This is a genomic window from Pseudonocardia hierapolitana (genome assembly GCF_007994075.1).
GTDB lineage: Bacteria > Actinomycetota > Actinomycetes > Mycobacteriales > Pseudonocardiaceae > Pseudonocardia > Pseudonocardia hierapolitana.
Genome location: NZ_VIWU01000001.1, coordinates 2,103,900 through 2,129,251 on the forward strand (window position 1 = coordinate 2,103,900; position 25,352 = coordinate 2,129,251).

Consider the following 25,352-nt stretch of genomic DNA (forward strand, 5'->3'; position numbering starts at 1 on the left):
AGCGTGAGCAAGCAGTAGAGTTCGGACCCACCCGTTCGGACCGGAGCCGCTCCCATGACGGAACTGTTCAACGCCGCCGCCTACCTCTCCGAGCGCCGTGTCGACGCCGGTGACGGCGAGCGGATCGCCCTCCGCCACCCGCGGGGTACCCACACCTACTCCCAGCTCACCGCTGAGGTCCGCCGCGTCGCCGCCGGCCTGGTCGCCATCGGCGTGCGCCCCGAGGAGCGTGTGCTCCTGTGCATGGCCGACGACGTCGAGCTGGCCACCGGCATCCTCGCCGCGATGTACGTGGGCGCCGTGGCGGTGCCGGCCTCGACGATGCTCACCGGCGGTGAGCTGGCCACGCTCGTCCGCGACTCCCGGGCCCGGGTGATCGTCGGCAGCCCGCAGTTCGCGGACGCGGTCACCACTGCCGCCGCCGACGCACCGGACCTGCGCCACGTCGTGCTCACGGGCGACACCCCGCCGGATGTCCCCGGCATGACCGGCCTGACCTGGGACGACCTGCGAACGGCCGAGCCGCTCGCGGCGCCGTACGCCACCTGGGACGAGTCGCCCGCCCTCTGGCTCTACACGTCCGGCACGACGGGCAGACCCAAGGGTGCGATGCACCGCCACACCGACATCCGCTACGTGTGCGAGACCTACGCCGCCCAGGTGCTCGGCATGGGCCCGGACGACGTGTGCCTGTCGGTGGCGAAGCTGTTCTTCGCGTACGGCATCGGCAACTCGCTGTTCTTCCCCCTCTCGGTGGGCGCGAGCAGCGTGCTGGAGCCGTCGCGGCCCAACCCCACGCTGTACGCCGAACGCGTGGCCGCGCACGGCGTCACGCTCTTCTTCGGGGGCCCGAGCTTCTGGGGTCCACTGATGGCCGCCGACCTGCCGCGGGAGACGTTCGCGACCGTGCGCAACGGGGTCTCGGCCGGCGAGGCGCTGCCGCCGCGGATGTTCCACGGCGTGCGCGACCTGTACGGCTTCGAGATCCTCGACGGCATCGGTTCGACCGAGGCGCTGCACATCTTCATCTCCAACGTCCCCGGGAAGGTGGTGCCCGGCAGCTCCGGGTTCCCGGTGCCGGGCTACGAGGTGCAGCTGCGCCGGCCCGACGGGAGCGTCATCGACGGGACCGGCGAGCCGGGGATGCTCTACGTGGCAGGCGAGTCGCTCTGCACCGGCTACTGGTGCCGCACCAGCGTCAACCGGACGGTGTTCCACGGGGAGTGGATGCGCACCGGGGACCAGTACGTCCGCAACTCCGACGGCAGCTGGACCTGCCTCGGCCGCGCCGACGACGTGCTCAAGGTCGGCGGGATCTGGGTGAGCCCCTCCGAGGTCGAGGCGCGCCTGCTGGAGCACCCGGCGCTCGCCGAAGCCGTCGTGATCGGGGTGCCGGACGAGGACGGGCTGGACAAGCCGGTCGCCTACGTCGTCGCCCGCCCCGGCTCGGTCGTCGACCCGGACGAGGTGGTCGAGTTCTGCCGGGCCGGGCTGGCGGCCTTCAAACGCCCCCGCCTGGTCGTCCAGGTCGACGAGCTGCCCCGCACGGCGACGGGCAAGATCCAGCGCTACCGACTGCGGGAACGAGCCGCAGCCACGGTGACACCGCCCCAGGACACGGCGAAGGACGTGGCGGAGGCGAAGGCCTGACCCGGCGCGACTTCACAGCTCCAGTGCCTGCTTCACACAGGGCCGGCCTTGTGTGAAGGACACCGAGGGTCTGTGAAGTGTCGATGTTCTACACCTGCTTGCCCAATAGACGTGCCACTGTAGAATGACGCTCAGTCCCCTCGGGAGGTCCGTCGCCGATGACGAGCAACGCAGAGCCCGCCGCAGAACCCCAGGTCTCGTTCGACGCCGATCCGGCGAGCTACCGGCACTGGCGGCTCGACGTGCAGGGGGAGGTGGCGTACCTGCGCCTCGACGTCGCCGAGGACGGCGGGCTCGTGCCGGGCTACGAGCTGAAGATGAACAGCTACGACCTCGGCGTCGACATCGAGCTGCACGACGCCGTCCAGCGGCTGCGCTTCTCCCACCCGCAGGTGCGGGCCGTCGTACTCACGAGCGCGCGGGATCGCAACTTCTGTGCGGGCGCGAACATCCGGATGCTCGCCCAGAGCAGCCACCCGTGGAAGGTGAACTTCTGCAAGTTCACCAACGAGACGCGCAACGAGATCGAGGACGCCACCGCGAACTCCGGGCAGACCTGGATCGCGGCCGTCAACGGCACGGCAGCGGGCGGCGGGTACGAACTCGCGCTGGCCTGCGAGACGATCCTGCTCGTCGACGACAACTCCTCGGCCGTCGCACTGCCGGAGGTCCCGCTGCTCGGCGTGCTGCCGGGCACCGGCGGGCTCACGCGCGTCACCGACAAGCGCAAGGTCCGGAAGGACCGCGCCGACGTGTTCGCCACCCGCGCCGAGGGCATCCGCGGGCGGCAGGCCGTCGAGTGGCGGCTGGTGGACGAGGTGATCCCCAAGCGGCAGTGGGACGAGACCGTGGCCGAGCGCGCCGCCGCGGTCGCCGCCCGCTCCACCCGGCCCGCCGACGCCCGGGGCATCGAGCTGCCGCCGCTGCAGCGCGAGGAGTCGCCCGACGGCGTGCGTTACCAGCACGTCGAGGCGCGGTACGACCGGTCCGGTGGGATCGTGGAGATCACCGTGCACGGACCGGAGGGCGACGTCCCCGACACCGTCGAGCGCGTCCACGAACTGGGCGCGCGGTTCTGGCCGCTGGCCATGACCCGCGAGCTGGACGACCTGGTCCTGCGGCTGCGCGCCAACGAGCGGGAGCTCGGCACGTGGGTGATCCGCACGCGGGGCGATGTCGAGGACGCGCTCGCGTTCGAGCGCGTGATCGCGCAGCATTCCCGGGACGACTGGCTGGTCAACGAGATCCGGCACTACTTCAAGCGGGTGCTCAAGCGGCTCGACGTCACGTCCCGCTCGTTGATCGCGCTGATCGAGCCCGGTTCGTGCTTCGCAGGCGCGCTGCTGGAGCTGGCCCTGGCCTGCGACCGGCAGTACATGCTCGACGGCTTCCTCGAGGAGGACTCGCAGGAGGGCGAGCCGGCCCAGATCGTGCTGTCCGACAGCAACTTCGGCACCTTCCCGATGGGCAACGGCCTGTCCCGGCTCGAGAGCCGCTTCTACGGCGACGACGACCACGTGGCGAAGCTGCGCCAGGAGGCGGGACGCCGCATCGACGCGCGCGAGGCGCTGGAGCTGGGCCTGGTCACCGACGCGCCCGACGACATCGACTGGGACGACGAGATCCGCATCATGATCGAGGAGCGGGCCTCCCTCTCCCCGGATGCGCTGACCGGCATGGAGGCCAACCACCGGTTCGTCGGCCCGGAGACGATGGAGTCGCGGATCTTCGGGCGGCTCACGGCGTGGCAGAACTGGATCTTCGTACGACCGAACGCGGCGGGCCCGGAGGGCGCGCTGCGCCGGTACGGCACGGGCCGCAGGGCCGACTTCGACCGCAGGCGGGTGTGACCACTTCATGAGCATCGACTACAGCGAGAAGATCCCGAACAACGTCGACTTGGCGGGCGACCGCAAGCTGCAGCGGGCCCTCGAGTCGTGGCAGCCCAACTTCCTGAACTGGTGGAAGACCATGGGCCCCGCCGTGCCCACCGAGGACGTGTACCTGCGCACGGCCGTCGCGGTCGGCCGCGAGGGCTGGGCCCACTTCGACCACGTTCCGATGGACGAGTACCGGTGGGGCGTGTTCCTCGCCGAACGCAACACCGACCGCCGCATCGCCTTCGGCGAGCAGAAGGGCGAGCCGGTGTGGCAGCAGGTGCCCGGCGAGTACCGCGCCGACCTGCAACGGCTCATCGTCATCCAGGGCGACACCGAGCCTGCGTCGGTGGAGCAGCAGCGCCGCCTCGGCGAGAGCGCCCCGTCGCTGTACGACCTGCGCAACCTCTTCCAGGTCAACGTGGAGGAGGGCCGGCACCTCTGGGCGATGGTGTACCTGCTGCACGCCTACTTCGGCCGCGCCGGGCGCGAGGAGGCCGAGGCGCTGCTGCAGCGCAACTCCGGTGACATCGACTCGCCGCGCATCCTCGGCGCCTTCAACGAGGAGACGCCGGACTGGCTGTCGTTCTTCATGTTCACGTACTTCACCGACCGGGACGGGAAGTACCAGCTCGGCACGCTGAAGGAGTCGGCGTTCGACCCCCTGAGCAGGACCTGCGAGTTCATGCTCAAGGAGGAGGCGCACCACATGTTCGTCGGCACCACGGGCGTCGACCGGGTGGTCGCGCGCACCGCGGAGCTGATGCGCGAGCACGACACCGACGACATCGCGCCGCGCGGCGGGATCCCCCTCGACGTGATCCAGAAGTACATCAACTTCCACTACTCGGTGTCGCTGGACCTCTTCGGCTCGGAGCGCTCCACGAACGCCGCCAACTACTTCACCGCGGGCCTGAAGGGCCGCTGGCAGGAGGAGCGGCGCAAGGACGACCACGTGCTCACCGAGGACGCGACGCACATCGACGTGGTGCGGGACGGCGAGATCACCACCGACGAGGTGTCGGCGCTGCTCGCGCTCAACCACGACCTGCGCCGCGAGTACATCGCCGACTGCGAGACCGGGCTCAAGCGCTGGAACCGCGTGCTGGAGAAGGGCGGGATCGACCGTCGCCTGTACCTGCCGCACCTCGGGTTCAACCGCCACGTCGGGGTGTTCGCCGACCACCACGTCACGCCGAAGGGCGATCTCGTCGGCGAGGACGTCTGGGAGGCCAACCGGGACAGGTGGCTGCCGAGCGAGGCCGACAAGACCCACGTCCGGTCGCTGATGCGGCCGGTCTACGAGCCGGGCAAGATCGCCGGCTGGATCGCGCCGCCGTCGAAGGGCATCAACGACAAGCCGGTCGACTACGAGTACGTGCACTTCCCCTGACGACCCGGCCGAAGCCGGTCAGTAGAACTCCACGGTGTTCACCACGTTGCGCAGGGGCAGGCCGTCCAGCAGCCTGCCGGCGTTGTCGGCGAACAGCTCCGCGATCCGCCGCCCCTCTGCCGGGGTGAGCGTGGCGTTGTGCGGGCTGATCAGCACGTTCGGCAGGTCCCACAGCGGGCTCGCGGGGTCGAGCGGCTCCACGGCGAACACGTCGAGGGCGGCGAACCCGATGCGCCCGTCGCGCAGGGCCGCGACGAGCGCGTCCTCGTCCACCACGGTGCCGCGGCCGACGTTGACCAGGGTCGTGCCCGGGCGGACGGCGGCCAGCACCTCGGCGCTCACCAGCTTGTCGGTGGCCGCGGTGGCCGGCAGCGTGACGACGATGCCGTCGACCCGTCCGACGACGGCCGCGAGCTCGCTCGGGTGCACGAGCTCGGCGACCCCGTCGACCGGCTCGCCCCGCCGGCTCGTGCCGATCACCCGGGTGCCGAGCGCTGCGAGCACCCGCGCCACCTCGCGCCCGATCCCGCCGAGCCCGACGACCAGCACGGTCTGCTCCCGCAGCTGCCCCATCAGCCACCGCGGCGGCCACGCGTGCCGGGCGGCGTCGGCCTGCAGCCGCGGCAGGTTCTTCGCGCCCGCGAGCAGGCCGAACAGGGCGTACTCGGCGAGCGGGCCCGCGTGCACGCCTGCCGAGGTGGTGAACATGACGCGGGCGAGCTGCTCCGCGGTGAGCCCCGCGGCCTTCACGAGCGCGCCGCCACCGGCCGCCATCGTGTGCACCCACCGCAGCCGCGGGTTGGACTCGACGGCACGCCGCAGCGCCGCCGGATCCTCGCCGGGCACCCCGTAGAGCGCGTCCGCGCCGTCGATGATCTCGGCGAACCGGCGTTCCTGCTCCGGGGTGCGGGTGAAGGCGGGGTCGCCGTGGTGGTCGGCGGGGTAGCGCTCGGGCGGGAGCAGCTCCGGCTCGAACAGCATCTCCACCCGCGGCTCCCGCTCCTCCACGAGCGCACACAGCTCCGCGCTCAGGGGTGTCACCACCGCGACCTGCAGCCGCTCCCCCACCCGTACCTCCGATCGCCGGGACCCGCAGCCAGCATGTCAAGTGCGCCGTTGACCCCGACGGGCCGGGCCCGCGAGCATGCCGTCGTGCAGCTGCTCCCCGGCGTCCGCGCCGCGCTCGTCGACACCGACCGCATCCGGATGCACGTCCTCGAGTCCGGCCCCGCCGACGGCGTCCCGGTCGTGTTCGTCCACGGCAATCTCTCGACCGGGCGTTTCTACGAGCACCTCATGCCGCGGTTACCGCGGTACCGGGTGCTCGCTCCGGACATGCGCGGGTTCGGCCGTTCCGAACCGGCCCCGCTGGACGCCACGCGCGGGCTCGCCGACTGGGCCGACGACCTGGACGCGCTGCTACGAGCGCTCGGGATCGACGCCCCGCCGCACCTCGTGGGGTGGTCGACGGGCGCCGCGGCGATCGCGCGGTACGCGCTGGACCGACCCGTGGCCTCGCTGACGCTCATCGGCCCGGTCTCGCCGTACGGCTATGGCGGCGTCCACGCCGACGGCCGCCCGTGCGCCCCGGACTTCGCGGGGTCCGGCGGCGGCACGGCCAACCCCGAGGTCGTGCGGCGGATCGCCGAGGGCGACGCGTCGGCCGACAGCCCGGCGTCGATCCGCAACGTCATGAACGCGTTCTACTTCGCCCCCACCCACCGGGAGCCGCCCGAGCGCGAGGACCTGCTCGTCGACGAGATCCTCCGGACCCTGACCGGCCCGACCGGCTACCCGGGCGACGCCGAGGCCTCGCCGCACTGGCCCGGCACCGCCCCGGGCACGTCCGGCGTCCTCAACGCGCTCTCCCCGAAGTACTGCGACTGGACCGGGATCGTCGACCTGGCCCCGAAGCCGCCCGTGCTGTGGACGCACGGCAGCGCCGACCTCGTCGTGGCCGACGGGTCACCACTCGAGATGGGGACGGTCGGCGCGTCCGGTGCGGTACCCGGCTGGCCCGGGCCCGACGCCTTCCCGGCGCAGCCGATGGTCACGCAGATCCGCGAGGTGCTCGGCCGCTACGCGGCCGCCGGAGGCACGGTGCGCACCGAGGTCCTCGCCGGCTCCGGCCACGGCCCGCACCTCGACGCCGCCGACGCCTGGCTCGCGGTTTTCACCGACTTCTTGTCGACCGCACACATCCGGTAGGGACGACACACCTCCGCGCCGGCGTCACGCGGATCGTGGTCCGGGCGGCGGGGCATGCTGGACGGGTGGACCGGACCGAGCTCGGGATCGCGCTGCGCACGTGGCGGGAGCGACTGCGCCCCGCCGACGTCGGCCTGCCGCCGGGTGCGCGGCGACGCACCCCCGGCCTGCGGCGCGAGGAGGTCGCCGGCCTCGCCGGGATGTCGGTGGACTACCTGACCCGCGTGGAGCAGGGCCGTGGCCCTCGTCCGTCCGAGGCGGTGCTCGGCGGCCTCGCCCGGGCGCTGCGCCTCACCGACGCCGAGCGTGACCACCTCTTCGCGCTCGCCGGCGTCGCGCCACCGCCGCCGGGACGGATCCGCAGCGCGGTGCGGCCGAGCGTGCAGCGGCTGATGGACGGCTTCACCGACCTCCCGGTCGTGCTGCTCGACGCCAAGTGCGACGTGCTCGCCTGGAACCCCCTCGCCGCCGCGCTGCTCGGCGACATGTCGGCCGTGCCGCCCGGGCAGCGCAACCTGGTGTGGCAGGCGTTCCTCGGCGGGCACGGGCGCGTCGACGTGGACCCCGAGGACCGGGCGCGGCTCGACCGGGCGATCGTCTCCGACCTGCGCCGCACGGCCGCCCGCTACCCGGACGACCCCGGCCTCGCCCGGCTCGTCGCCGAGCTGCGCGCCGGGAGCGACCGGTTCGAGCGCCTCTGGACCCTGCGTGAGCTCGACGAACGCCACGGCGACACCAAGCGCATCCGCCACCCCGAGCTCGGCGTGATCGAGCTGGACTGCAACGTGCTGCACGTCCAGGGCGACGACCAGGTGCTGCTGCTCTACTCGGCTCCACCGGGGAGCCGGGAGGCCGAGGCGCTCGCGCTGCTCGGCGTGGTGGGGCCGCAGGCGATCGGGACAGCGGTGAACGGGGGGCCGGTCACCGCTTGACCAGGTCCAGGACCAGCTCGGCGACGTCCTGCGGCGCTTCCTCGGCCATGAAGTGGCCCGCTCGCGTGGTGACGTGCTGCAGATCGGTGGCCCACGGCCGCCACGTCGCGGCAGCGTCGAACCCCAGCTGCGTTCCCCAGTCCTGCTGGACGACCGTCACCGGCATCGTGAGCCGGTTGCCGGCGTCGAGGTCGGCCCGGTCGTGCTCGATGTCGACCGTCGCGGTGGCCCGGTAGTCGGCCACGATCGACGGAACGGCGTCCCGGCAGGCGCGCAGGTACTCGGCGCGCACGTCCGCCGGGATCGCGTCGGGGTTCGAGGACCAGGCGTCGAGGAAGTACCCGAAGAACGCGTCGGAGCTGGCCCGGATCATCTGCTCGGGCAGGCCGGGCGGCTGGGCCATCAGGTAGAGGTGGAAGGCCACGGCCGCGCTCACCCCGTGGAGCACGTTCCAGGTGTCCAGGGTGGGGAGGATGTCCAGGATCCCCAGGTGGCTCACCCGATCCGGCTGGTCCAGGCCGGCCCGGAACGCGACGTGCGCGCCGCGGTCGTGCCCGACCAGCGCGAACCGCGCGAACCCGAGGGCGTCGGCCATGCCGACGACGTCAGCGGCCATCGTCCGCTTCGAGTAGGTGTCGTCGTCGACCGCCTCCGGCTTGCTGCTGGCGCCGTAGCCGCGGAGATCGGGGCAGACCACCGTGCGGTGCTCGGCGAGGACGGGAGCGACGTGCCGCCACATCAGGTGGGTCTCGGGGAAGCCGTGCAGCAGCACGAGCGGCGGCCCGTCCCCTCCGACCGCCGCGTTGAGCTCGATGCCGTCGGCCACGCCGATCGACCTGGTCTCGAATCCCGGAACGGTGGTGCCCATGGCCCGAGGATGCGCGAGCCGGATCAGCAGCGGATCAGCGGCGACAATGGGCACGTGGAGATCCACGTCGAGGTGCTCGGACCGGTGGTGGTCCGGGATGCCGAGGGCGCGCCGATCGCGGTCGGCAGCCGGCGGCGCCGCGAGCTCCTCGGTCGCCTGGTCGCGGCCGGCGGCCGGCCCGTCCCGCTCGGGGTGCTGGTCGCGGATCTCTGGGAGGACCGGCCGCACACGGCGGCCGGGACCGTCCGCACCTTCGTCGCCGAGCTGCGCCGGGCACTCGAACCGGATCGTCCGCCGCGGAGCCGGTCGCACGTCATCGAGACCGTCGGCACCGGATACGCCCTGCGGGTTCCCCGGGAACGAGTGGACGCCCACCGTTTCGAGGACACCCTCCGGGCCGTGCGCGACGAACCCGGCGGCCGGGTCGCCCCGGCGTTGAGCGATGCGCTCTCGTGGTGGACGGGCGAGCCGTACGCGGACCTCGACGCCTCGCCGTGGCTGACGCAGGAGCGGGCCCGCCTGGCGGAGCTCCACCGCCAGGCGGTCGAGCTGCGCGCCCGGGCGGAGCTCGACCTCGGGCGTGGCGCGCCCCTCGTCCCGGAGCTGGACGCGTTCGCGGCCACGCACGCGTGGCGGGAACAGGCCTGGGTCCTCCTCGCCCATGCTCTCTACCAGGCCGACCGCCAGGTCGACGCGCTCGCTTCACTGCGCGACGCGCGCGCGAGGCTGCTGGATCGGTACGGGCTTGAGTCGGCGGACAGCCTCGACCACCTCGAACGCGACATCCTCCGGCACGCCCCGCACCTGAGGCCCGCGCCGCGGGACGAGGACCGGCTGCGCCTGCTCACGCGCACGGAGGCGACCGGGACCTTCACCCGGCTCCGCTCGATGAGCACCGTGGCCGGGGCCGCCGCGATCACGGGTGGCGCCAACCTGGTGCTCGCCCAGGACCAGCGGGCCGCCGCGGTCGCGGAGGCGGAACGCACCGGGGACCCCGTGCTCACCGCGCGGGTGATCGCGGCCTACGACGTCCCGACCATCTGGACCCGCGCCGACGATCCCGGACGCTCCCAGGCCCTCGTCGCGACGACCCGGCGCACCCTCGACCGGCTCGGAGCAGGCGCTCCACCTGCGCTTCGAGCACGTCTGCTCGCCACCATCGGGCTCGAGCACCGCGGGACCCGGGACCGCTGGGCCGCCGAGGCGGCGACCGAGGCCGAACGGCTCGCCCGGGACCTGCAGGACGCAGGCGTGCTGGCGCTCGCGCTCAACGCCCGGTTCGTGCAGTCCTTCCAGCACCCCGGGCGCACCGGGGAGCGCGACGCCGTGGCCGGCGAGCTCATCGAGCTCTCCACCCGACACGACCTCCCGACGTTCGAGGTCCTCGGCCATCTCATCAAGATCCAGGTGCACGCGGCGCGCGGCGACCTCGACTCGGCAGAGCCCCACGTCGTGGCGGCCGAGCGGCTCGCCACGATCCACGAGACCCCGCTCGTCCACGTCTTGACCGGGGCCTTCCGAGCGATGCGGCTGGCAGCACGCTCGAACGTCCCCGCCGAGGTCGCCCGGGCCTATCGCGCCGTCGCCGCCGACCTCGCCGGCGCCGGCATGCCCGGGGTGGAGGCCGGCCTCTTCCCGCTCGCGCTCCTCTCGCTGCGCATGCGTCACCGACGTCCGGCTCCGACCGACCCCGATCTCGACTGGGGCCCCTACCGCCCCTGGGTGCAGCCCCTCCTCGACCACGCCCGCGGCGACCTCGCCGCGGCCCGGCGCGCCGCCGGCACCCTGCCCCGACCCGCTGCCGACCACCTGTACGACTCGCTCTGGGCCGTCAACGCACACACGGCGGTCCTGCTGCAGGACGATTCCCTCGCCGCCCGAGCACGGGAGGCACTCCACCCCCTGCGCGGCGAGATCGCGGGCGGAACGACCGCCATGATCACCTTCGGTCCGGTGGACGACCTGCTGGTGGCGCTCGATCGGAGTGCGACGCGGACCGGCGAGAACCCGTCCACTCCCTTCACTGCTCTGCGGGCGACACGCCGGGGAGGGGCTTGCCGATGACGGCAGGGGGATGAAGGAGCAGACCTGGCCGATCGCCATCGTGAGCGTGGCGAGCGCAAGGTGTGCGAAGCCACGTGCGCGTCCTCAGGAGGCGGTGGCCGCGCGGTGGACCGCGGCGACCAGCCGGTCGTGTTCGGGGTAGGACCAGTCGAAGGAGAAGCGGCGGCGGGTGTAGCCGAACGCGATGCCGCTGCGGGGGTCGGCGAAGGCCTCCGAGCCCGCCGAACCGCCGTGGCCGAACGCGTTCGCGCTCAGGAACGGGTAGCGCAGGCCGGTGGCCTGGAATCCCAGCGCGTACTGGCCCCGAGGACCGGTGACCAGGTCGCCGCCGGTCGAGTGGATCATGGCGAACTCGCCGATGGTCTCGGGCTCGAGCAGCGGGGCGTGGCCGTCGAGGCCGAAGACCGCCGCCGCGTACATGCCGGCCAGCCCCCGGGCGCTGCCCACCCCACCGGCGGAGGCCTGCCCGAGCGCGCGCACCCGCCGCGTGTTGATGAAGGCGACCTGATCCAGGGGCGGCCTGGAGTTGAGGCCGTACCCGACCCCGGTGATGCTGTGCGGTCCCGGGACGTTCGCCCAGAACGCGGCGAGCTCCTCCGGATCGGCGAGCCCCGGCAGCACCTCCCGGTACCGGTCCTCCAGCGCCTCGGGCAGCCCGAGGTGCACGTCCAGCCCGTAGGGCGCGCGCACCCGTTCCTCGAAGATCTCCTGCAGCGAGCGGCCGGTGGCCCGAAGGACCACCTCACCGACCAGCGCGAACGACACGAACCCGCCGTAGCCGTAGGCCGATCCCGGCCTCCAGTACGGCCGCTGCCCGGCCAGCCGCCCCGCGATCGCCCGGTCGTCGGCGAGTTCGGCGGCCGTCAACCCGCCGTCGACGCCGATCACGCCGGACCGGTGGGACAGCACGTCCCGCAGCGTGATCCCGGCCTTGCCCGCGGCGGCGAACTCGGGCCAGAGGCGGGCGACGGGCTGGTCCAGCTCCACCACACCGTCCTGCACCAGCAGCGCGACCACCAGTGTCGCGGCGCCCTTCGTGGAGGAGTAGACGCCGGTCAGGGTGTCGCCGGTCACCTCGGCCCCGGCCCACAGATCGACCACCGCGTGTCCATCCGCGTACGCCGCGAGCTGCGCGCCGGACCCGCCCTCCTCGGCCACCGCGGCGGCGAACTCCTCGCGCACCGCCTCGAACCCGTCGGCCACCGTCCCGTGGATCTCGATCTCGCTCGTCACTTCCTGCTCCGTTCGTCGAATCGATCGCGGGCATGACGAACGGGCCGCCAGGGATGTGACCGGCTCCCGGGTGGTCACATCGCCGGGCTGCCGTTCGTCAAGACTGCGACCATCAACACCGAAGGGCGATCATGAACGAGCGTGACCTCCTGGCCGAGCAGTTCGAAGAGCACCGCGCACATCTGAAGGCCGTGGCCTACCGGATGCTCGGCTCCCTGGCCGAGGCCGACGACGCCGTCCAGGAGGCATGGCTGCGACTCGCGCGCGGCCAGAGCAGCGACATCGACAATCTCGGCGGCTGGCTGACGACCGTCGTCGGCCGCGTCTGCCTGGACATGCTGCGCTCCCGCCGGCTGCGCGGCGAAGCTCCGCTCGAGTCCCACCTGCCGGACCCGGTCGTCCGTACCGACGACTCCGATCCCGAACACCAAGCGCTGATCGCCGACTCGGTGGGGCTGGCACTGCTGGTGGTCCTGGAATCGCTGAACCCGGCCGAACGGCTGGCGTTCGTGCTGCACGACATGTTCGGCATGTCGTTCGAGGAGATCGCCCCGATCGTGGACCGCACCCCCACCGCGGCCAGGAAGCTCGCCAGCCGGGCCAGGCAGCGGGTGCAGGGCGCGGCTCCCGCCCCTGACCCCGACCCGGTTGCTCAGCGTCGCGTCGTCGACGCGTTCCTGACAGCCGCGCGCGGCGGCGACATCGACGGCCTGCTGGCCATCCTCGCCCCGGACGTCGTGCTGCGTGCCGACGGCGGCAGGCTGCTCCCCGGTGGCATGAACGTCCTGCACGGCGCCGAGGCCGTGGCCGGACAGCTCGCGACCTTCCAGCGCATGGCCACCATCTCCACCACCCGCCCCGCCGAGATCAACGGAGCGGCCGGACTGGTCAACACGATCGACGGCGAACTCATCTCGATCATGAGCTTCACCATCGCCGACGGCAAGATCGCCACGATCGACATCCTCTCCGACCCCGACCGCCTCGCTCACCTCGAGGGCACGGGCCTGGAGTCCTGACCCCGCGCCCGAGTTGCAGCCCGGCCACGCCGGAGCTAGTCGTCGTCCTCGTCGTCGTCGCGCTCCGGCTCGCCGGGGCGCAGGATGTCGACGCTGCCGAACGCGCCGGTGGCATCCACCACCACTTCTGGGCCGGTGCCGGTGCAGGCCAGTGCGCAGTCGGTGCTGCCGAAGATGATCGTGCCGGTGTGCCGCGCCCGCATCCCCTCCGGGATGACGACGTCGACGCTGCCGAAGATCATGCCCACCTCGACGCGGTCCTGGCCGGGCGCGACGGTGATCTCCCGATTGCCGAAGACGGCCGCGCCGTCGGCGGCCGTGACGACCTGCGAACCGACGAAGAGCAGCGCCGCGGTGGCCGCCACCGCGCCGACGGCTCCGCCGACCCGCTGCCCGAGGCTCTTCGACGGCCCCCTCTCGGGTGCCGCTACGACGGCGGTGGGCTGCTCATCGGGGCCCGGCCGGTACGGGGGCAGGTCGCGGACCAGCTCGTCCAGCTCGCTCTGGGTGCGGGCGGCCCAGCACAGCGCGGCGCGCTCGTCGTACTCGGTGAGGGTGAGCACGCCATCGGCGTGCGCCTGCTGCAGGTGCGCGTCGGCGGCGCGGCGTTCGCGGTCGCCGATGCGCAGCTCCCGTCCTGGCGGTTCGTCCACGTACCCATAGTGCCGCTACCTGTGGCCGGCGCCCGCAGTGGTCGTGACCGGAGCATCCCAGTCGATGTGGTGCCCGTGCAGCCAGGCGGCGGCCCGGTCCCCCTGCCTACGGAGGAAGATCGGCAGGAGCGCATCGCGCAGGACCCGCACCACCGGCCCCGCCGCCTTCGCGTTGCTCGATCGCGCGCCGTCGGCCACCACCTGCTCCACCCGGGACCGCCGCAGCCGCTCGTAGGCGGCGAACGCGGCGTCGGGCTCGGGCACGTCGCGCAGACACCGGCCGAGCTCGACGGCGTCCTCGATCGCCATCGAGGCACCCTGCCCGGACGCGGGCGACGTCGCGTGCGCGGCGTCGCCGATGAGGATCATGCGATCGCGATGCCAGTGGCGCACCGATGGAAGGTCGTAGGTCGCCCAGGCCTCCAGCTCCCCCGGGGTTGCGGCGATGATCGCGCAGGCCGCGGTGCGGTCGCCCGCGAACAGGTCGTTCAGCCGGGCGCGCCAGTGGGCCGTGCCGAGCGCGGCGAGCTCGCCGGGCGCGGGCTCGGAGCGCCGGGGCGGGTTCGCGAACCACCAGACGGCCCCGTCCGGCGCGACCACGTGGCCGAAGAAGGCCCGCTTGCCGAAGATCATCTCGTAGCCGCCGGGCGCGGTGCCGACGTCCAGTGCCGGAGCGAACCCGCCGATGTTGAGCACCGGCACGTACCGCGCGGGCGCCGCGGCCGGATCGATGGCCCGCCGGACCCTGGACCGGATGCCGTCGGCGCCGACGAGCAGGTCGGCCGTCGCCGTCGTGCCGTCGGCGAACTCGGCCCGGACGCCGCCGGGCACCGCCCGCGCGTCGGTGAGCCTGCGCCCGTGCTCGATCGTGATGCCCCGACGGCGGGCCTCGTCACGCAATGCGCGGTAGAGGTCGCTGCGCCGCAGCGTGACGCCGACCGTGCCGTCCGGAAGGGCCGCTCCCGTGCTCACCTCGCCGAGCAGTTTCCCGGTGCCGCTGCGGAAGCGCATGCGCGGCGTGGGGAACCCGATCTCGGACACCACATGACCGATGCCCAGCGTGCGCAGCGCATCGATGCCGTTGACCTGCAGCGTCAGGAACGCACCCACCTCGTCCGCCGGGCCCTCGTGGGCCTCGTACACCGTGGGCGTGAGGCCCGCCCGCTGCAGCGCGACGGCCGCGACCGGCCCCGCGATCCCCGCACCGATCACCAGTGCCGTCCGCATGTCCTACCCTTTCCTCGCACCACCAAATATCTCGTCAGTCCGAGTATCTCGGCAGTCCGAGAGAAGTGTCAAGGAGGTCGGGTGTCCACCGACGAGTTGCGCGCCGACATCCAGCGGTCGACGCTGCGCTTCATCGCAGGCGTCGTGCTGCACAACCACGCCGTGGCGCAGCGGATGGGGCTCGGGGCGAGCGACTCCCAGCTGATCTCGCTGCTCAACTTGCACGGCCCGCTGACCCCGGGCCGGCTCGCGGACCTGACCGGCCTCACCACCGGCACCGTGACGGGTGTGATCGACCGCTTGGAGCGTGCCGGGTTCGTGCGCCGCGAACGGGACACGACGGACCGGCGGAAGGTGCTCGTGACGCCGGTGCCCGAGACGATGGCCACCCTGGGCGAGCACTACCGCCACCACGGCGAGCAGCTCGACGCCGTGCTCAGCACCCGCGACGACGCTCAGTTGCGGGTGATCGCCGACTTCCTCGCCGACCTGGCCGGCCCGGACGCCGGAGCGCTGGTGGCACCACCGCCCTCGGCAGGCGGGCGCGGCAGCGGCACCACGACCAGCAACGGCAGCTGACCCGGCGCCGCACGGTTGGGCCGCCGCACGTGACCCATCACCCACCCGGTGCGGCGGGGATGCCCGCGGACGAACGACACGCCCATCACCTCCGGCACCGAGTTCACCACGGGGGTCGGACAATCCGGGCTCGCTCCTAGGATGGCCGAGGTGCCCGTCCCCGCGCCCTCCGATGCCGCCCGTTTCGATGCCGCTCGTTTCGATGCAGCCGCCGACGCCTACGACGACGACCCGCACCACCTCGCGATCGCCCGGCAGCTGGTGGCCGGCCTGCGGCCGGTACCGGCACCCGAGCTGGTCGTCGACGTCGCGACGGGCACCGGGTTCGCCGCCCTCGCCGCGCTCGAGACGCTCGCGCCGCGGCGCGTCCTGGCGATCGACATCTCGCCGCGGATGATCGAGAAGGCCGCGGCGAAGGCGGCCACCGACGGCCGGGTCGAGTGGCGGGTGGGGCCCGCCGTGCCGCTCGACCTGCCGGACGGAACGGTCGACGTGGTGCTCTGCGCGTCCGCGCTGCACCTCATCGGCGCCTCCGCCCCGGCCGAGTGGCGCCGGGTGCTGCGGCCGGGAGGGCGGGCGGCGTTCAGCATCCCGGTGGCCGCCCACTTCCACCCCTCCCCGGAGTTCGCGGCATCGCTGCCCGCCGACCTCGCCGTCCCGGCCGACGAGGAGGGCGCCGAGCGCATCGCCCGCGCGGCCGGGTTCGAGTCCGTGCGGGTGACGACCACGCCCGCCCCGCGCCGGTCTTTCCTCGTGTTCGCGGACCTGGCCGCATGAGCGCCCGCGTGGTCGCGCTGCACACCTACCCGGTCAAGGGCTGCGCCGGCACCAGCCTGACCAGCGCGTTCCTGGCCCCCGCCGGCCTCGCCCACGACCGGACGTTCATGGTCGTCGACGAGGAGGGCGTCTTCCGCAGCCAGCGCCGGGACCCGCTGCTCGCGACGATCCGGCCCGCGATCTTCGGCGAGGGCCGCGAGCTGGAGCTGCACGCACCCGGCGCCGATGCCGTGCGGGTCATGGTGGACATCGACGGGCCGCGGCGTCCCGTGGAGATGTTCGGCAACCCCTACCGGGGCATCGACCAGGGCGACGCCGTCGCGGGGTGGCTCACCGAGGTGCTCGGGAGGCCGAGCCGGCTCGTGCGGGTCCCGCCGGAGCACGACCGCATCACCGACGGTGAGACGCCGGGCCGGGCCGGGTTCGCCGACAGCGGCGCACTGCTGCTCGCGAGCCGCGCGTCCTGGGCCGAGCTGGACCGGCGGATCGCCGCGCGCGGCGCAGGCGCCGGGGAACGGCAGCCAGCGAAGGTGGGCACGGTGCCCATGGACCGGTTCCGTCCCAACGTCGTGGTCGACGGGTGGGCCGAGCCGCACGTCGAGGACCAGGTCCGCGAGATGTCCGTCGGCGACGCCGACCTGGCGTTCGCCAAGCAGGCGATCCGGTGCGCGGTGACGCTGGTCGACCAGCGCACGGGGGTGCGGTCCGGTCCCGAGCCGCTGCGGACGCTGGCGGACTACCGGCGCGTCACGGACAAGGGCGTCGCGTTCGGGGCCAAGTTCTCGGTGGTCCGCACCGGGCAGCTGACCGTGGGCGACGAGCTCGTCGTGCACCGGTGGGCGGACGCCCCGGTCACCGCGTAGTGCGCACCCGGCCCCACGGCTTGTAGACCGCCAGCACGGTGGCGACCACCAGCGACGTGCCGGAGACGATCGGTGGGAACACCAGGTTCGCCAGGTCGGTGCCGACGGGGCCGCCGGCGGCGAGCCGCCTGCCGGCCTCCGCCGCGTCATCCATGGCGGGTCCCAGCAGCACGACGACCAGCGACGTCAGCACGACGTTCAGCACCAGCTTCACCAGCACCCACCAGTGGCGCACCACCCCGTGATGGGTGCCCAGGCCGAGGACGACCCCGGTGAGGAGGCTCGTCAGCCCGCTCACCACGATCGGCCAGAACAGCAGCGGCATCGCCTGGTAGCAGAGCGCGGCGACGGCGGTGTCGGAGCCGAGCAGCGGGGTGAAGACCAGCACGGCGAGCATCACGTCGAGCCCGATCCACGCCCCCGCCGCCACGATGTGCGCCACCAGCACGCCCTTGCGGGTGCGCGGCCGCATCCGCCACCGCAACCGCCCCTCGACCAGCGTCGTCGCCATGGGCCCATCGTGACGGGCGCCAGCGCGCTCCGCGTCCGGGCGAGGGCTGCGGATGACGTGCGCCCGCCGGAGTAGCCCGGCGGCGGCCGTTACGCCGCCGGGCGTACGCACCACACGCCCGCGGCGAGTCCGGCATCCGAGCACGGCGAGTCCGCCGCTTCGGCACGGTGAGCGCCGCGTTCACCGCGCCGGGGTGAGCGCGGTGATCCACAGGTTGAGCTGGTCGCGCACCGAGCGCAGCTCCGCGACCCACGGCTCGAGGTCCTCCACCGCACGCACCGACCGGTACGCGCCCGGCGGGCCCTGCCGCGGAAAGGCGAGGCGCACCGCGACGTGCAGCATCTGGAAGTGCAGCAGCACGAGGTCGGACAGCCGCCGCTCCAGGGAGCCGTCGCCCGCGGTGGGCGCGAAGTCGAGCGACCAGGTCCACAGCCGCTGGTACTCGCCCGCTACCCGGGCGCCCTCCCGCGCGACGAACTGCGCCGACCCCCCCGGCTCCGCGCACGCCTGCAGCACGGCTTCGGCCCGCTCCTGGAGGAGGATGGCCTGGTCGGCGATGGCGAGGAGAGCGAGCAGGTCGGCGAGCACGCGTTCAGGCCGCTGCTGACTCGCCATCGCATTCACCCGCCCGGATCGTGGCCTGGATCACGAAAAGCCTAGTGGCGATGCACGGGCCGGACGAGTAGTGCTACCCGGAATCAGCCGCTGCCTGCCGGCAGGCAGGAGTAGTGGTCCGCCTTGACCCGCGCCATCGCGGCGGCAGCGTTCGTCGACAGGGACCGCGCGCTGAAGTAGACCTCGCCGCCCACCGCGGGATGCTCGCGGTCGAGGGTCAGGTGTGCGCTGAGCTCGCCGTCACCCCATGCGGGGCTGCTGCCGACCTTGTACGCCGCCTGCCCGATGTACAGCTTCACCCGGGTGCCGGCCACGGCCCCGGCCCACCACGGAACGAGCACCGCGTAGTCCGCGGTCGGGTGGCCGATCTCCCAGTAGATCTGCGGGACGATGTAGTGCACCCAGCCCGCACGCACCCACGTCCTGCTGTCGGCGTAGGTCGTGTCGTAGGACTGCATGCCGGTGGTCACCGACCCGCGCGGATCCGCGGCCCGGTTGCGCCAGATGCCGAACGGGCTGATCCCGAACTCGACGTCGCCGTTCTGCGCGGCGAGCCGCTCTGAGACGCCCTTGACCAGCTCGTCGACGTTGTGGCGCCGCCAGTGGGCGATGTCGGCGAAGCCACCGCCGTGCGCGGCGAACGTGCCGGCGTCCGGGATCTGCTCGCCGTCGACGGGGTACGGGTAGAAGTAGTCGTCGAAGTGCACGCCGTCCACCGGGTAGCGGGTCGCCACGTCCAGCACGACGTCGGTGACGAACTCCCGGACCTCGGGGCGACCCGGGTCGTAGTAGAGCTGGCCGCCGTAGGCGAACACCCAGTCCGGGTGCTGCCTGGCCGGGTGGCCGGGCACCAGCTGCGCCGGGTCGGCCTGCCTGCTCACGCGGAACGGGTTGAACCAGGCGTGGAACCGCAGGCCGCGTGCATGGGCCTCCTCGACCAGGAACGCGAGGGGGTCGTAGCCGGGGTCCTTCCCCTGCTCGCCGGTGAGCCAGTGCGACCACGGCTCGTACGGCGAGGGCCACAGCGCGTCCGCCGTGGGACGCACCTGCACGATCACGGTGTTCAGCCCGTGCCGCTGCACGTCGTCGAGGAGCGCGCGGTACTCCTGTTGCTGGTCGGCGGTGGAGAGGCCCGGCTTGCTGGGCCAGTCGATGTTCTGGACGGTGGCGACCCACGCCGCCCGCATCTCCGCGCCGTCACAGGAGACGGGGACGTCGGCCGGAACGGCACCCCACGCACCGAGCGCGATCACGAGGGCCGCCACACCCGACTGCACCACCCGTGCCCGCATGATCGCCAGTATCGGGCGTCGAAGGTCGCGCGCACTGCAATGAACACCCGGAAGTCGAGATCTTCCCCCGCCCGAGGTTACGGGGGCGTGCAGGTCGTCCCCCGTCGGATGAGCGCGAGCACGGCGCCCTCGGGGTCGCGGATCACCGCGTAGGCGCCCTCACCCCCGCCCTTGGGGCCCGCCACCACTTCGCCGCCGTGCTCGCGCACCGCATCGAGGCACGCGTCGAGGTCGTCGACGGCGATGTAGGCCAGCCATTGCGGCGGCAGGTCGGCGTTCTCACCGCGCGCGTGGCAGATCCCGGTCACGGGCGTGCCGTCGGGCGCGAGCATCATCCAGTCCTCGCCGAGCGGCTCGGGTTTCCAGCCGACGACGGCGGAGTAGAAGTCCCGCATGCCGGGCGCGTCGGGCACGGTCAGGTCCAGGTGCACGAACGTGCCGGCCTTCCAGTCCTCGCTCATGATTTCCTCTCCTCGATCGTCTTCTCGATCCACCGTTGCCAGTCCGCGGTGAGGGCCCTGGTGTCGACGTCGCGCCCGTAGACGTAGTGGTAGACACTCACGCCGCACCCGTCTGCGCCCTCGACGCCGATGCGGTGCAGCCCGTGCTCCGACCGCACCCCGAGGAACTCCTCGTTCGCGACGTCCACGACACCGGTGATCGGATCGGGGCCGGCGGGAGTCAGGGTGACCGTCTCGCCGACGGCAGGGGGCCCGGCCAGGCCGAGCGCGCGGAACACCACCGGCCGGAGTTCGCCCGCGCTCCCGGCGGTGTAGCTCATGGCGACGGCGTTCCGGGCCGGCAGCCCGGCGAAGTGGCGCAGGTAGCTGCGGAGGTTGTCGAAGAACAGGGACCAACCGGCGTCGAAGCTGTCGTACTCGCCGTCCCAGTCGGCGCCGTCGAGGAACCCGCTCTGCACGAACCGCAGCACCGCGCCGCCGCCGTCGCGGCCCTCGACGAGGAACTCGTAGGCGTAGCTCGGCCGCCCGTCCGCGGGCTGCTCGAAGGCGCCGTAGGCGATCCGGCGGCCCGGCTCCCATCCCGTGACCCGGCCCCGCGTGGTGAACCCGCCGCCGTAGTCCTGCTCGACGGTGCCGCCGACGCGGGGCTCCACATCGTGCGGCACGAACCAGGTGGCGATCCCCGGCCCCGTCGCGACGGCCTGCCACACCTGCTCGGGGGTGGCATCCAGCTCGACGTGCTTCTCCAGCCGACGGTCCGTCACGCGTCGGTCCTCGCGAGCTCGGGGTGGATCGCCACGACCACCCGGTGCCGGCGCCCGGCCGGGGCGCTCTCGTCGTGGTACTTGCCCACCAGAGTCGTGACGGCGTGCGCGAGTTCGTCGGCGAACGCGGCGCGGTCGGCCGCCGAGGCGAACCGCACCTCGCCGTCGATCGCGAACGTCGCCAGCCGCTTCCCGGCCTTCGTCGCCCCCGCGAGCAGCTCGCCGACCTCCCGCACCGTCCGCGCGGCGACGGCGATGAGCCAGCGGGCCGAGAGCCGGTCCGGCGCGCGCCCGGGATCCGGCGCGACGGCGCCGAGCGCCGCCGGCGAGATGACGTAGCTCGCGCCCGTGGCCTGCATGACCCGCTCGGTCATGTTGCCCTTGCGCCGCTCGGCGACCAGCTCGATCAGGCCGTGCTGCTCCAGCGTCCGCAGGTGGTAGTTGACCTTCTGCCGGGCGAGCCCGATCTTCCCCGCGAGGCTGCTGGCCGACCCCGGTTCTGCCAGCTCGGCGAGCAGCCGGGCCCGGACCGGGTCGAGCGAGACCCCCGCGGCTGCCGGGTCGTCGATGACGGTGAGCTCCTGCACTCCCCGACGGTCCCACCGACAAATATTCTTGTCAAGGATTGGGCTGCGCCGACCCGCAGTGCACACTGGCCGGATGGAGCAGCGGCGGCCGTCCCCGACCGAGATCGCCCGGAGGCCGGGGCCCGCCGACCCGCGCCTCGACCTCGTCGCCGGCTCCATCGACCTGCTCCACGGCCGCATCCGGTTCGTCCACCCGCGCGACCCCACCGCCCTGCTCTACGAGGACGACGTCGCCGCCGACCAGGCCTACCCCCCGTACTGGGCGGAGCTGTGGCCCAGCGGCATCGAGCTGGCCCACGCCGTGTCGCAGCGCGACTGGACCGGAACGGACGCCGTGGAGCTGGGCTGCGGGCTGGGCCTCCCCGCCGTGGCCGCCGCGCTCGCGGGAGCGCGGGTGCTCGCCACCGACCGTTCCGCCGACGCGCTCGCGTTCGCCGCGGTGAACGCCGAGCAGAACGGAGCGCACATCGAGACCGCCCGATGCTCGTGGGACGCCCCCGACGCCCTGGTCGCCAGTGGCCCCTTCCAGCTCGTGCTCGCGTCCGACGTCCTGTACGGCCAGCGCAACGTCGACGACATGCACGCCCTGCTGCCCCGGCTCGTCGGCGAGGGCGGGCAGGTGTGGATCGCCGACCCGGAGCGCCCGCTCACCGAGGAGTTCCTGGCGATCGCCCGCACCCGGTGGGCGTCGGTTCAGACCTCCGCCACCCGGCTGCCGAAGATCTGGATCCACCGCCTCACGCGGACCGCGTGAACCGCCTCCTCGACATCCGGTAGCGGATCAGGATCGCGGCGGCCACCACGGTCTGCCCGACGATCAGCGCGACACCGACGCCGGTGAGCCCCAGCACGGGCATGAGCACCAACGCGGCCGGGATGACCAGCACGGCGACCGCGGCGGGCACGCCCAGCAACACGGCGTGCTGCTGCTGGACGCGGGCCCCGAAGAGCGCCGCCGTGACGATGACGTTCGGCACCGCCGAGAGCGAGGCGAGCGCGAGCAGCGTGGTGCCGGTGGCGGCGTAGTGCGCGCCGAAGATCGAGAGGATCAGCCCTGCCCCCGGGACGATGACCAACGCCGCGGGCAGGATCAGGGCGAGCGACCGCGTCACCGTGCTGCGACGGGCTGCGTCCAGCGCCGCGGGGTCGGCCGCCACGTGCGCCACGAGCGACTGCCCCATCCCGTGCGACACGAGGTACAGCCCGTATGCGATCGCCCACGTGACGCCGAAGGTCGCGGCCTGCTCGGCGCCGAGCGTCACGAGGACGAGCAGCGGCAGCCCGAACTCGACGGCGTTGGTGAACAGCCCGCCCGTCCAGTCCGCCGACACGAACCGGGCGACGGCCCGCGGCCGCACCGGCGACGCCACGGGCGGCTCGCCGGCGGCGGGCGCAGGCAGGACGCGCAGCAGGTAGCCGGTGACGGCGAGCACGATCAGCGCGGTGGCCACCATCCACGAGACGGCGATGGCGAGGTCGAACGCGATCAGCGCCCCCGCGCCGAGCAGCGCGATCTTCAGCAGGGAGAAGACCAGGTTCTCCAGCGGCACGAGCGTGGCCCGCTTGACCGCGGTGAGGACGTAGTCCTGGATGACGAACACCGTCCAGACCGGCGTGGACAGCACGAAGAAGGCCACCAGCGGGCCGCCGCCCACCGCGTGCTGCAGCACGGGTGCCCACCAGCCGGCACCGAGCGCGAAGATCCCGCCCGCCACGCCTGCGACCGCGATCCCCACCGCGTAGCAGGTGAACACCATCCGCCGGGCCGAACGCTCGGCGACGGGCACGAAGCGCAGCAGCGCGTTGCCGAGGTTGAGCTGCGCGCCCACCGCGATCAGCGTCATCGTCGAGATCAGCGTGTTGTTGACGCCGAGGATCTCCGGCGGGAACAGCCGGGCGGCCACCACCCAGTAGAGCAACCCGATGACCGACGTGAGACCCGAGCTGAGCACGAGCGCGAGCCCGTCGCGGTGCTGCGGAGCGGTCCAGCCTGCGAGAACCCCTCGCAGGCCGGACCGGCCGTGCGCAGTACCGTCAGGCATCGCCCGCGTCGGCTCCCGCGGTGCCCCCTGCCCGCGCGGGCACGGTCGGGTACTCGGGCGCGAGCGGGGTGTTGCCGAGGACGATGTCGGCCGCCTTCTCCGCGAGCATCAGCGCGGGCGCGTAGGTGTTGGCGTTGGTGATCGACGGGAATGCGGCGGCGTCGACCACGCGCAGGCCGTCCACCCCACGCACCCGCATCGTGGCCGGGTCGAGCACCGCGTCGTCGTCGGCCCCCATCCGCGCGCTGCACGACAGGTGCAGGCCCGGCTGGCCGGTGCGGGCCACCCACTCCACGACCTGCTCGTCGGAGCCGACGTCGGCGCCGGGCAGCCACTCGCCGCCGTCGAGGTGCTGCATCGCCTGCTGGGACAGCAGCTCACGGGCCAGCCGCACCGCGGCGAGCCAGCGCGTGCGGTCCTCCGAGCCGGTGAGGAAGTTGAGCTGGACCGCCGGGTGCGCATCGGGATCGGCGGACCTGATCCGGACGGACCCGCGCGCCCCGGAGCGCATCACCTCGACGTGCATCTGGTAGCCGTGCTGGTCGACCGGCATCGACCGCTCCTCGCTCTGCATGGCGAGCGGGGCGAGCACGAAGAACAGGTCGGGGTAGCCCTGCTCCGGGGTGCTGCGGACGAACCCGCCGACCCGCATCGGGTTCCAGGCACCGGGCCCGCGGCCGAACAGCAGCGCCTCACCGACGATCTTCGGCCAGTTCGACTTGCGGCGGACCGCAGCCATCGACACCGGCAGCAGGCAGGTGTGCTGGATGTGCACGGCGAAGTGGTCCTGCAGCGACTGGCCGACCCCCGGCAGGTGCTGCACCACGGGCACGCCGAGCGCCTCCAGGTGCGCCTTGTCGCCGATCCCGGACAGCTGCAGGATCTGCGGCGAACCGATCGCCCCCGCCGACAGCAGGATCTCACCCGCCCGCACGACCGTCTCGTCAGCGCCGTGGCGGAACCGCACACCGACCGCGCGGCCGTCCTCGATCTCGACCTTCGTGACCATGACGCGGGTGCGGACGTCCAGGTTGGGGCGCTTGCGCACCGGCCACAGGTAGGCCCGCGAGGCCGACTCCCGCCGCCCGCCGCGGACACCCTGGTCGAGCGGCGCGAAGCCCTCCTGCTCCGAACCGTTGGTGTCGTTCAGGACCTTGTAGCCGGCCTGGCGGACCGCCTGGAAGAACGCCTGGAAGATCGGGCCGTCCGTGGGGCTCGGCGCGAGGGTGTGCGGGCCGCTGCGCCCGCGGAAGGCGTCCTCGGCCTCGCCGACCCGCCGCTCGAGCCGCCGGAAGTAGGGCAGGCAGTGGGCGTAATCCCACTCGCCGGTACCGGTCTCCTGCGCCCACCGGTCGTAGTCGGCCCGGTTGCCCCGGGTGTAGAGCATCCCGTTGATGCTGGTGGAGCCGCCGAGAACCTTGCCGCGCGGGTGCTCGATCCGCCTGCTCTGCAGCAGCGGCTCCGGCTCACCCACGTAACGCCAGTCGTGCGCAGGGCTGCCCACCGGCATGCCCATCGCGAGCGGCAGGTGAACCGCGAGGTCCCACCAGTAGTCGGGACGGCCCGCCTCGAGGAGCAAAACCTTGGTGTTCGGGTCGGCGCTCAGCCGGTTGGCGAGCACGCAGCCGGCCGCGCCGCCGCCCACGATCACGAAGTCGTACGTCTGCTCGGACATGCAGGCCTTCACACCTCGGTTCACGCTCTCGCTGGACGGCCGCCAGGCTAGCCGCGGACGCT

General features: G+C 73.1%; 24 protein-coding genes. 11 read left to right on the plus strand and 13 right to left on the minus strand.

All coding sequences use genetic code 11. The annotated features are described in order from the left end of the window. Positions 1-54: 54 nt before the first annotated feature. From FHX44_RS09915 to boxB, 3 genes are all read left to right on the plus strand, one after another. On the plus strand, positions 55-1,650 hold the full coding sequence (locus tag FHX44_RS09915; RefSeq protein WP_147255212.1) for a benzoate-CoA ligase family protein: 1,596 nt from the start codon (positions 55-57) through the stop codon (positions 1,648-1,650). 158 nt (positions 1,651-1,808) lie between these two features. Further along, positions 1,809-3,500, plus strand: coding sequence for a 2,3-epoxybenzoyl-CoA dihydrolase (gene boxC, locus FHX44_RS09920; protein ID WP_147255213.1), 1,692 nt, complete (start codon positions 1,809-1,811; stop codon positions 3,498-3,500). Positions 3,501-3,507: 7 nt separating this feature from the next. After that, positions 3,508-4,920 (plus strand): benzoyl-CoA 2,3-epoxidase subunit BoxB, encoded by a 1,413-nt coding sequence (boxB, locus tag FHX44_RS09925; protein ID WP_147255214.1) that lies wholly within the window; start codon positions 3,508-3,510, stop codon positions 4,918-4,920. Positions 4,921-4,938: 18 nt separating this feature from the next. Here the strand turns inward: boxB and FHX44_RS09930 are convergent, their stop codons facing one another. Continuing rightward, positions 4,939-5,988, minus strand: coding sequence for a D-2-hydroxyacid dehydrogenase (locus FHX44_RS09930; RefSeq protein ID WP_212612402.1), 1,050 nt, complete (start codon positions 5,986-5,988; stop codon positions 4,939-4,941). Positions 5,989-6,072: 84 nt separating this feature from the next. On the opposite strand from FHX44_RS09930, the gene FHX44_RS09935 reads away from it, so the two are divergent. Together FHX44_RS09935 and FHX44_RS09940 are read left to right on the plus strand one after the other, a co-directional pair. After that, a complete protein-coding gene (locus FHX44_RS09935) occupies positions 6,073-7,128 on the plus strand; it encodes an alpha/beta fold hydrolase (protein ID WP_246170293.1) in 1,056 nt (351 codons plus the stop codon). Positions 7,129-7,193: 65 nt separating this feature from the next. Next, the gene (locus tag FHX44_RS09940) at positions 7,194-8,060 is read left to right on the plus strand and encodes a helix-turn-helix transcriptional regulator (protein ID WP_147255216.1); all 867 of its coding nucleotides are present in this window, start codon (positions 7,194-7,196) and stop codon (positions 8,058-8,060) included. Here FHX44_RS09940 and FHX44_RS09945 read toward each other — a convergent pair. Further along, positions 8,050-8,928, minus strand: a complete 879-nt coding sequence (locus FHX44_RS09945) for an alpha/beta fold hydrolase (protein ID WP_147255217.1) — start codon at positions 8,926-8,928, stop codon at positions 8,050-8,052. The two genes, FHX44_RS09940 and FHX44_RS09945, sit on opposite strands and share 11 nt — an antisense overlap. 9 nt (positions 8,929-8,937) lie before the next feature. Here FHX44_RS09945 and FHX44_RS09950 point away from each other — a divergent pair, with 9 nt between their 5' ends. Then, positions 8,938-10,992: an AfsR/SARP family transcriptional regulator gene (locus FHX44_RS09950; RefSeq protein ID WP_147255218.1), complete on the plus strand. Its 2,055-nt coding sequence runs from the start codon at positions 8,938-8,940 to the stop codon at positions 10,990-10,992. An 84-nt stretch (positions 10,993-11,076) separates the two neighbouring features. Here the strand turns inward: FHX44_RS09950 and FHX44_RS09955 are convergent, their stop codons facing one another. Next, entirely contained in the window at positions 11,077-12,225 is a 1,149-nt protein-coding gene (locus FHX44_RS09955; protein WP_246170294.1) for a serine hydrolase domain-containing protein, read from the minus strand. A 131-nt stretch (positions 12,226-12,356) separates the two neighbouring features. On the opposite strand from FHX44_RS09955, the gene sigJ reads away from it, so the two are divergent. Next, complete coding sequence (sigJ, locus tag FHX44_RS09960; protein WP_147255219.1) at positions 12,357-13,244, plus strand: RNA polymerase sigma factor SigJ; 888 nt, start codon at positions 12,357-12,359, stop codon at positions 13,242-13,244. A 35-nt stretch (positions 13,245-13,279) separates the two neighbouring features. Here the strand turns inward: sigJ and FHX44_RS09965 are convergent, their stop codons facing one another. Continuing rightward, positions 13,280-13,897 carry a DUF1707 SHOCT-like domain-containing protein gene (locus FHX44_RS09965; protein ID WP_147255220.1) on the minus strand — a complete coding sequence of 206 codons (618 nt, stop codon included), beginning with the start codon at positions 13,895-13,897 and terminating at the stop codon, positions 13,280-13,282. Between the two features lie 15 nt (positions 13,898-13,912). Further along, on the minus strand, positions 13,913-15,124 hold the full coding sequence (locus FHX44_RS09970) for an FAD-dependent oxidoreductase (RefSeq protein ID WP_147255221.1): 1,212 nt from the start codon (positions 15,122-15,124) through the stop codon (positions 13,913-13,915). A gap of 81 nt (positions 15,125-15,205) precedes the next feature. Here FHX44_RS09970 and FHX44_RS09975 point away from each other — a divergent pair, with 81 nt between their 5' ends. The 3 genes from FHX44_RS09975 to FHX44_RS09985 all read left to right on the plus strand — a co-directional run bounded on the left by FHX44_RS09975 (position 15,206) and on the right by FHX44_RS09985 (position 17,343). Next, complete coding sequence (locus FHX44_RS09975) at positions 15,206-15,703, plus strand: MarR family transcriptional regulator (RefSeq protein WP_212612403.1); 498 nt, start codon at positions 15,206-15,208, stop codon at positions 15,701-15,703. 150 nt (positions 15,704-15,853) lie between these two features. Continuing rightward, entirely contained in the window at positions 15,854-16,480 is a 627-nt protein-coding gene (locus tag FHX44_RS09980; RefSeq protein WP_246170295.1) for a class I SAM-dependent methyltransferase, read from the plus strand. Further along, positions 16,477-17,343 (plus strand): MOSC domain-containing protein, encoded by an 867-nt coding sequence (locus FHX44_RS09985; protein WP_147255223.1) that lies wholly within the window; start codon positions 16,477-16,479, stop codon positions 17,341-17,343. Before FHX44_RS09980 ends, FHX44_RS09985 begins: the two co-directional genes overlap by 4 nt. On the opposite strand, the gene FHX44_RS09990 is transcribed toward FHX44_RS09985, so the two are convergent. The 6 genes from FHX44_RS09990 to FHX44_RS10015 all read right to left on the minus strand — a co-directional run bounded on the left by FHX44_RS09990 (position 17,333) and on the right by FHX44_RS10015 (position 21,573). Further along, positions 17,333-17,854 carry a hypothetical protein gene (locus FHX44_RS09990; RefSeq protein ID WP_147255224.1) on the minus strand — a complete coding sequence of 174 codons (522 nt, stop codon included), beginning with the start codon at positions 17,852-17,854 and terminating at the stop codon, positions 17,333-17,335. The genes FHX44_RS09985 and FHX44_RS09990 overlap by 11 nt on opposite strands. A 180-nt stretch (positions 17,855-18,034) precedes the next feature. Beyond that, complete coding sequence (locus FHX44_RS09995) at positions 18,035-18,469, minus strand: hypothetical protein (protein ID WP_147255225.1); 435 nt, start codon at positions 18,467-18,469, stop codon at positions 18,035-18,037. 83 nt (positions 18,470-18,552) lie between these two features. Further along, positions 18,553-19,761: a glycoside hydrolase family 10-like protein gene (locus FHX44_RS10000; RefSeq protein WP_147255226.1), complete on the minus strand. Its 1,209-nt coding sequence runs from the start codon at positions 19,759-19,761 to the stop codon at positions 18,553-18,555. 77 nt (positions 19,762-19,838) lie between these two features. Further along, complete coding sequence (locus FHX44_RS10005; protein WP_147255227.1) at positions 19,839-20,222, minus strand: VOC family protein; 384 nt, start codon at positions 20,220-20,222, stop codon at positions 19,839-19,841. After that, on the minus strand, positions 20,219-20,986 hold the full coding sequence (locus FHX44_RS10010) for an SRPBCC family protein (RefSeq protein ID WP_147255228.1): 768 nt from the start codon (positions 20,984-20,986) through the stop codon (positions 20,219-20,221). Before FHX44_RS10010 ends, FHX44_RS10005 begins: the two co-directional genes overlap by 4 nt. Then, a complete protein-coding gene (locus FHX44_RS10015; RefSeq protein WP_212612404.1) occupies positions 20,983-21,573 on the minus strand; it encodes an ArsR/SmtB family transcription factor in 591 nt (196 codons plus the stop codon). Before FHX44_RS10015 ends, FHX44_RS10010 begins: the two co-directional genes overlap by 4 nt. Positions 21,574-21,646: 73 nt before the next feature. On the opposite strand from FHX44_RS10015, the gene FHX44_RS10020 reads away from it, so the two are divergent. Then, complete coding sequence (locus FHX44_RS10020; protein ID WP_170308860.1) at positions 21,647-22,327, plus strand: class I SAM-dependent methyltransferase; 681 nt, start codon at positions 21,647-21,649, stop codon at positions 22,325-22,327. Here the strand turns inward: FHX44_RS10020 and FHX44_RS10025 are convergent. Both FHX44_RS10025 and FHX44_RS10030 read right to left on the minus strand, forming a co-directional pair. Continuing rightward, positions 22,311-23,615: a lipopolysaccharide biosynthesis protein gene (locus FHX44_RS10025; protein WP_147255231.1), complete on the minus strand. Its 1,305-nt coding sequence runs from the start codon at positions 23,613-23,615 to the stop codon at positions 22,311-22,313. The two genes, FHX44_RS10020 and FHX44_RS10025, sit on opposite strands and share 17 nt — an antisense overlap. Next, entirely contained in the window at positions 23,608-25,290 is a 1,683-nt protein-coding gene (locus tag FHX44_RS10030) for a choline dehydrogenase (protein ID WP_147255232.1), read from the minus strand. The genes FHX44_RS10025 and FHX44_RS10030 overlap by 8 nt, the downstream gene beginning before the upstream one ends. Positions 25,291-25,352 lie beyond the last annotated feature (62 nt).

Bases quoted from the DNA above. Each gene is read 5' to 3' on its own strand.
- boxC (WP_147255213.1), top strand. From the start codon at position 1,809: ATGACGAGCAACGCAGAGCCCGCCGCAGAACCCCAGGTCTCGTTCGAC.
- FHX44_RS10030 (WP_147255232.1), bottom strand. From the start codon at position 25,290: ATGTCCGAGCAGACGTACGACTTCGTGATCGTGGGCGGCGGCGCGGCC.
- FHX44_RS09945 (WP_147255217.1), bottom strand. From the start codon at position 8,928: ATGGGCACCACCGTTCCGGGATTCGAGACCAGGTCGATCGGCGTGGCC.
- FHX44_RS10000 (WP_147255226.1), bottom strand. From the start codon at position 19,761: ATGCGGGCACGGGTGGTGCAGTCGGGTGTGGCGGCCCTCGTGATCGCG.
- FHX44_RS09985 (WP_147255223.1), top strand. From the start codon at position 16,477: ATGAGCGCCCGCGTGGTCGCGCTGCACACCTACCCGGTCAAGGGCTGC.
- FHX44_RS10020 (WP_170308860.1), top strand. From the start codon at position 21,647: ATGGAGCAGCGGCGGCCGTCCCCGACCGAGATCGCCCGGAGGCCGGGG.
- FHX44_RS09950 (WP_147255218.1), top strand. From the start codon at position 8,938: ATGCGCGAGCCGGATCAGCAGCGGATCAGCGGCGACAATGGGCACGTG.
- boxB (WP_147255214.1), top strand. From the start codon at position 3,508: ATGAGCATCGACTACAGCGAGAAGATCCCGAACAACGTCGACTTGGCG.
- FHX44_RS10025 (WP_147255231.1), bottom strand. From the start codon at position 23,615: ATGCCTGACGGTACTGCGCACGGCCGGTCCGGCCTGCGAGGGGTTCTC.
- FHX44_RS09970 (WP_147255221.1), bottom strand. From the start codon at position 15,124: ATGCGGACGGCACTGGTGATCGGTGCGGGGATCGCGGGGCCGGTCGCG.
- FHX44_RS09995 (WP_147255225.1), bottom strand. From the start codon at position 18,469: ATGGCGAGTCAGCAGCGGCCTGAACGCGTGCTCGCCGACCTGCTCGCT.
- sigJ (WP_147255219.1), top strand. From the start codon at position 12,357: ATGAACGAGCGTGACCTCCTGGCCGAGCAGTTCGAAGAGCACCGCGCA.
- FHX44_RS09990 (WP_147255224.1), bottom strand. From the start codon at position 17,854: ATGGCGACGACGCTGGTCGAGGGGCGGTTGCGGTGGCGGATGCGGCCG.
- FHX44_RS09915 (WP_147255212.1), top strand. From the start codon at position 55: ATGACGGAACTGTTCAACGCCGCCGCCTACCTCTCCGAGCGCCGTGTC.
- FHX44_RS10005 (WP_147255227.1), bottom strand. From the start codon at position 20,222: ATGAGCGAGGACTGGAAGGCCGGCACGTTCGTGCACCTGGACCTGACC.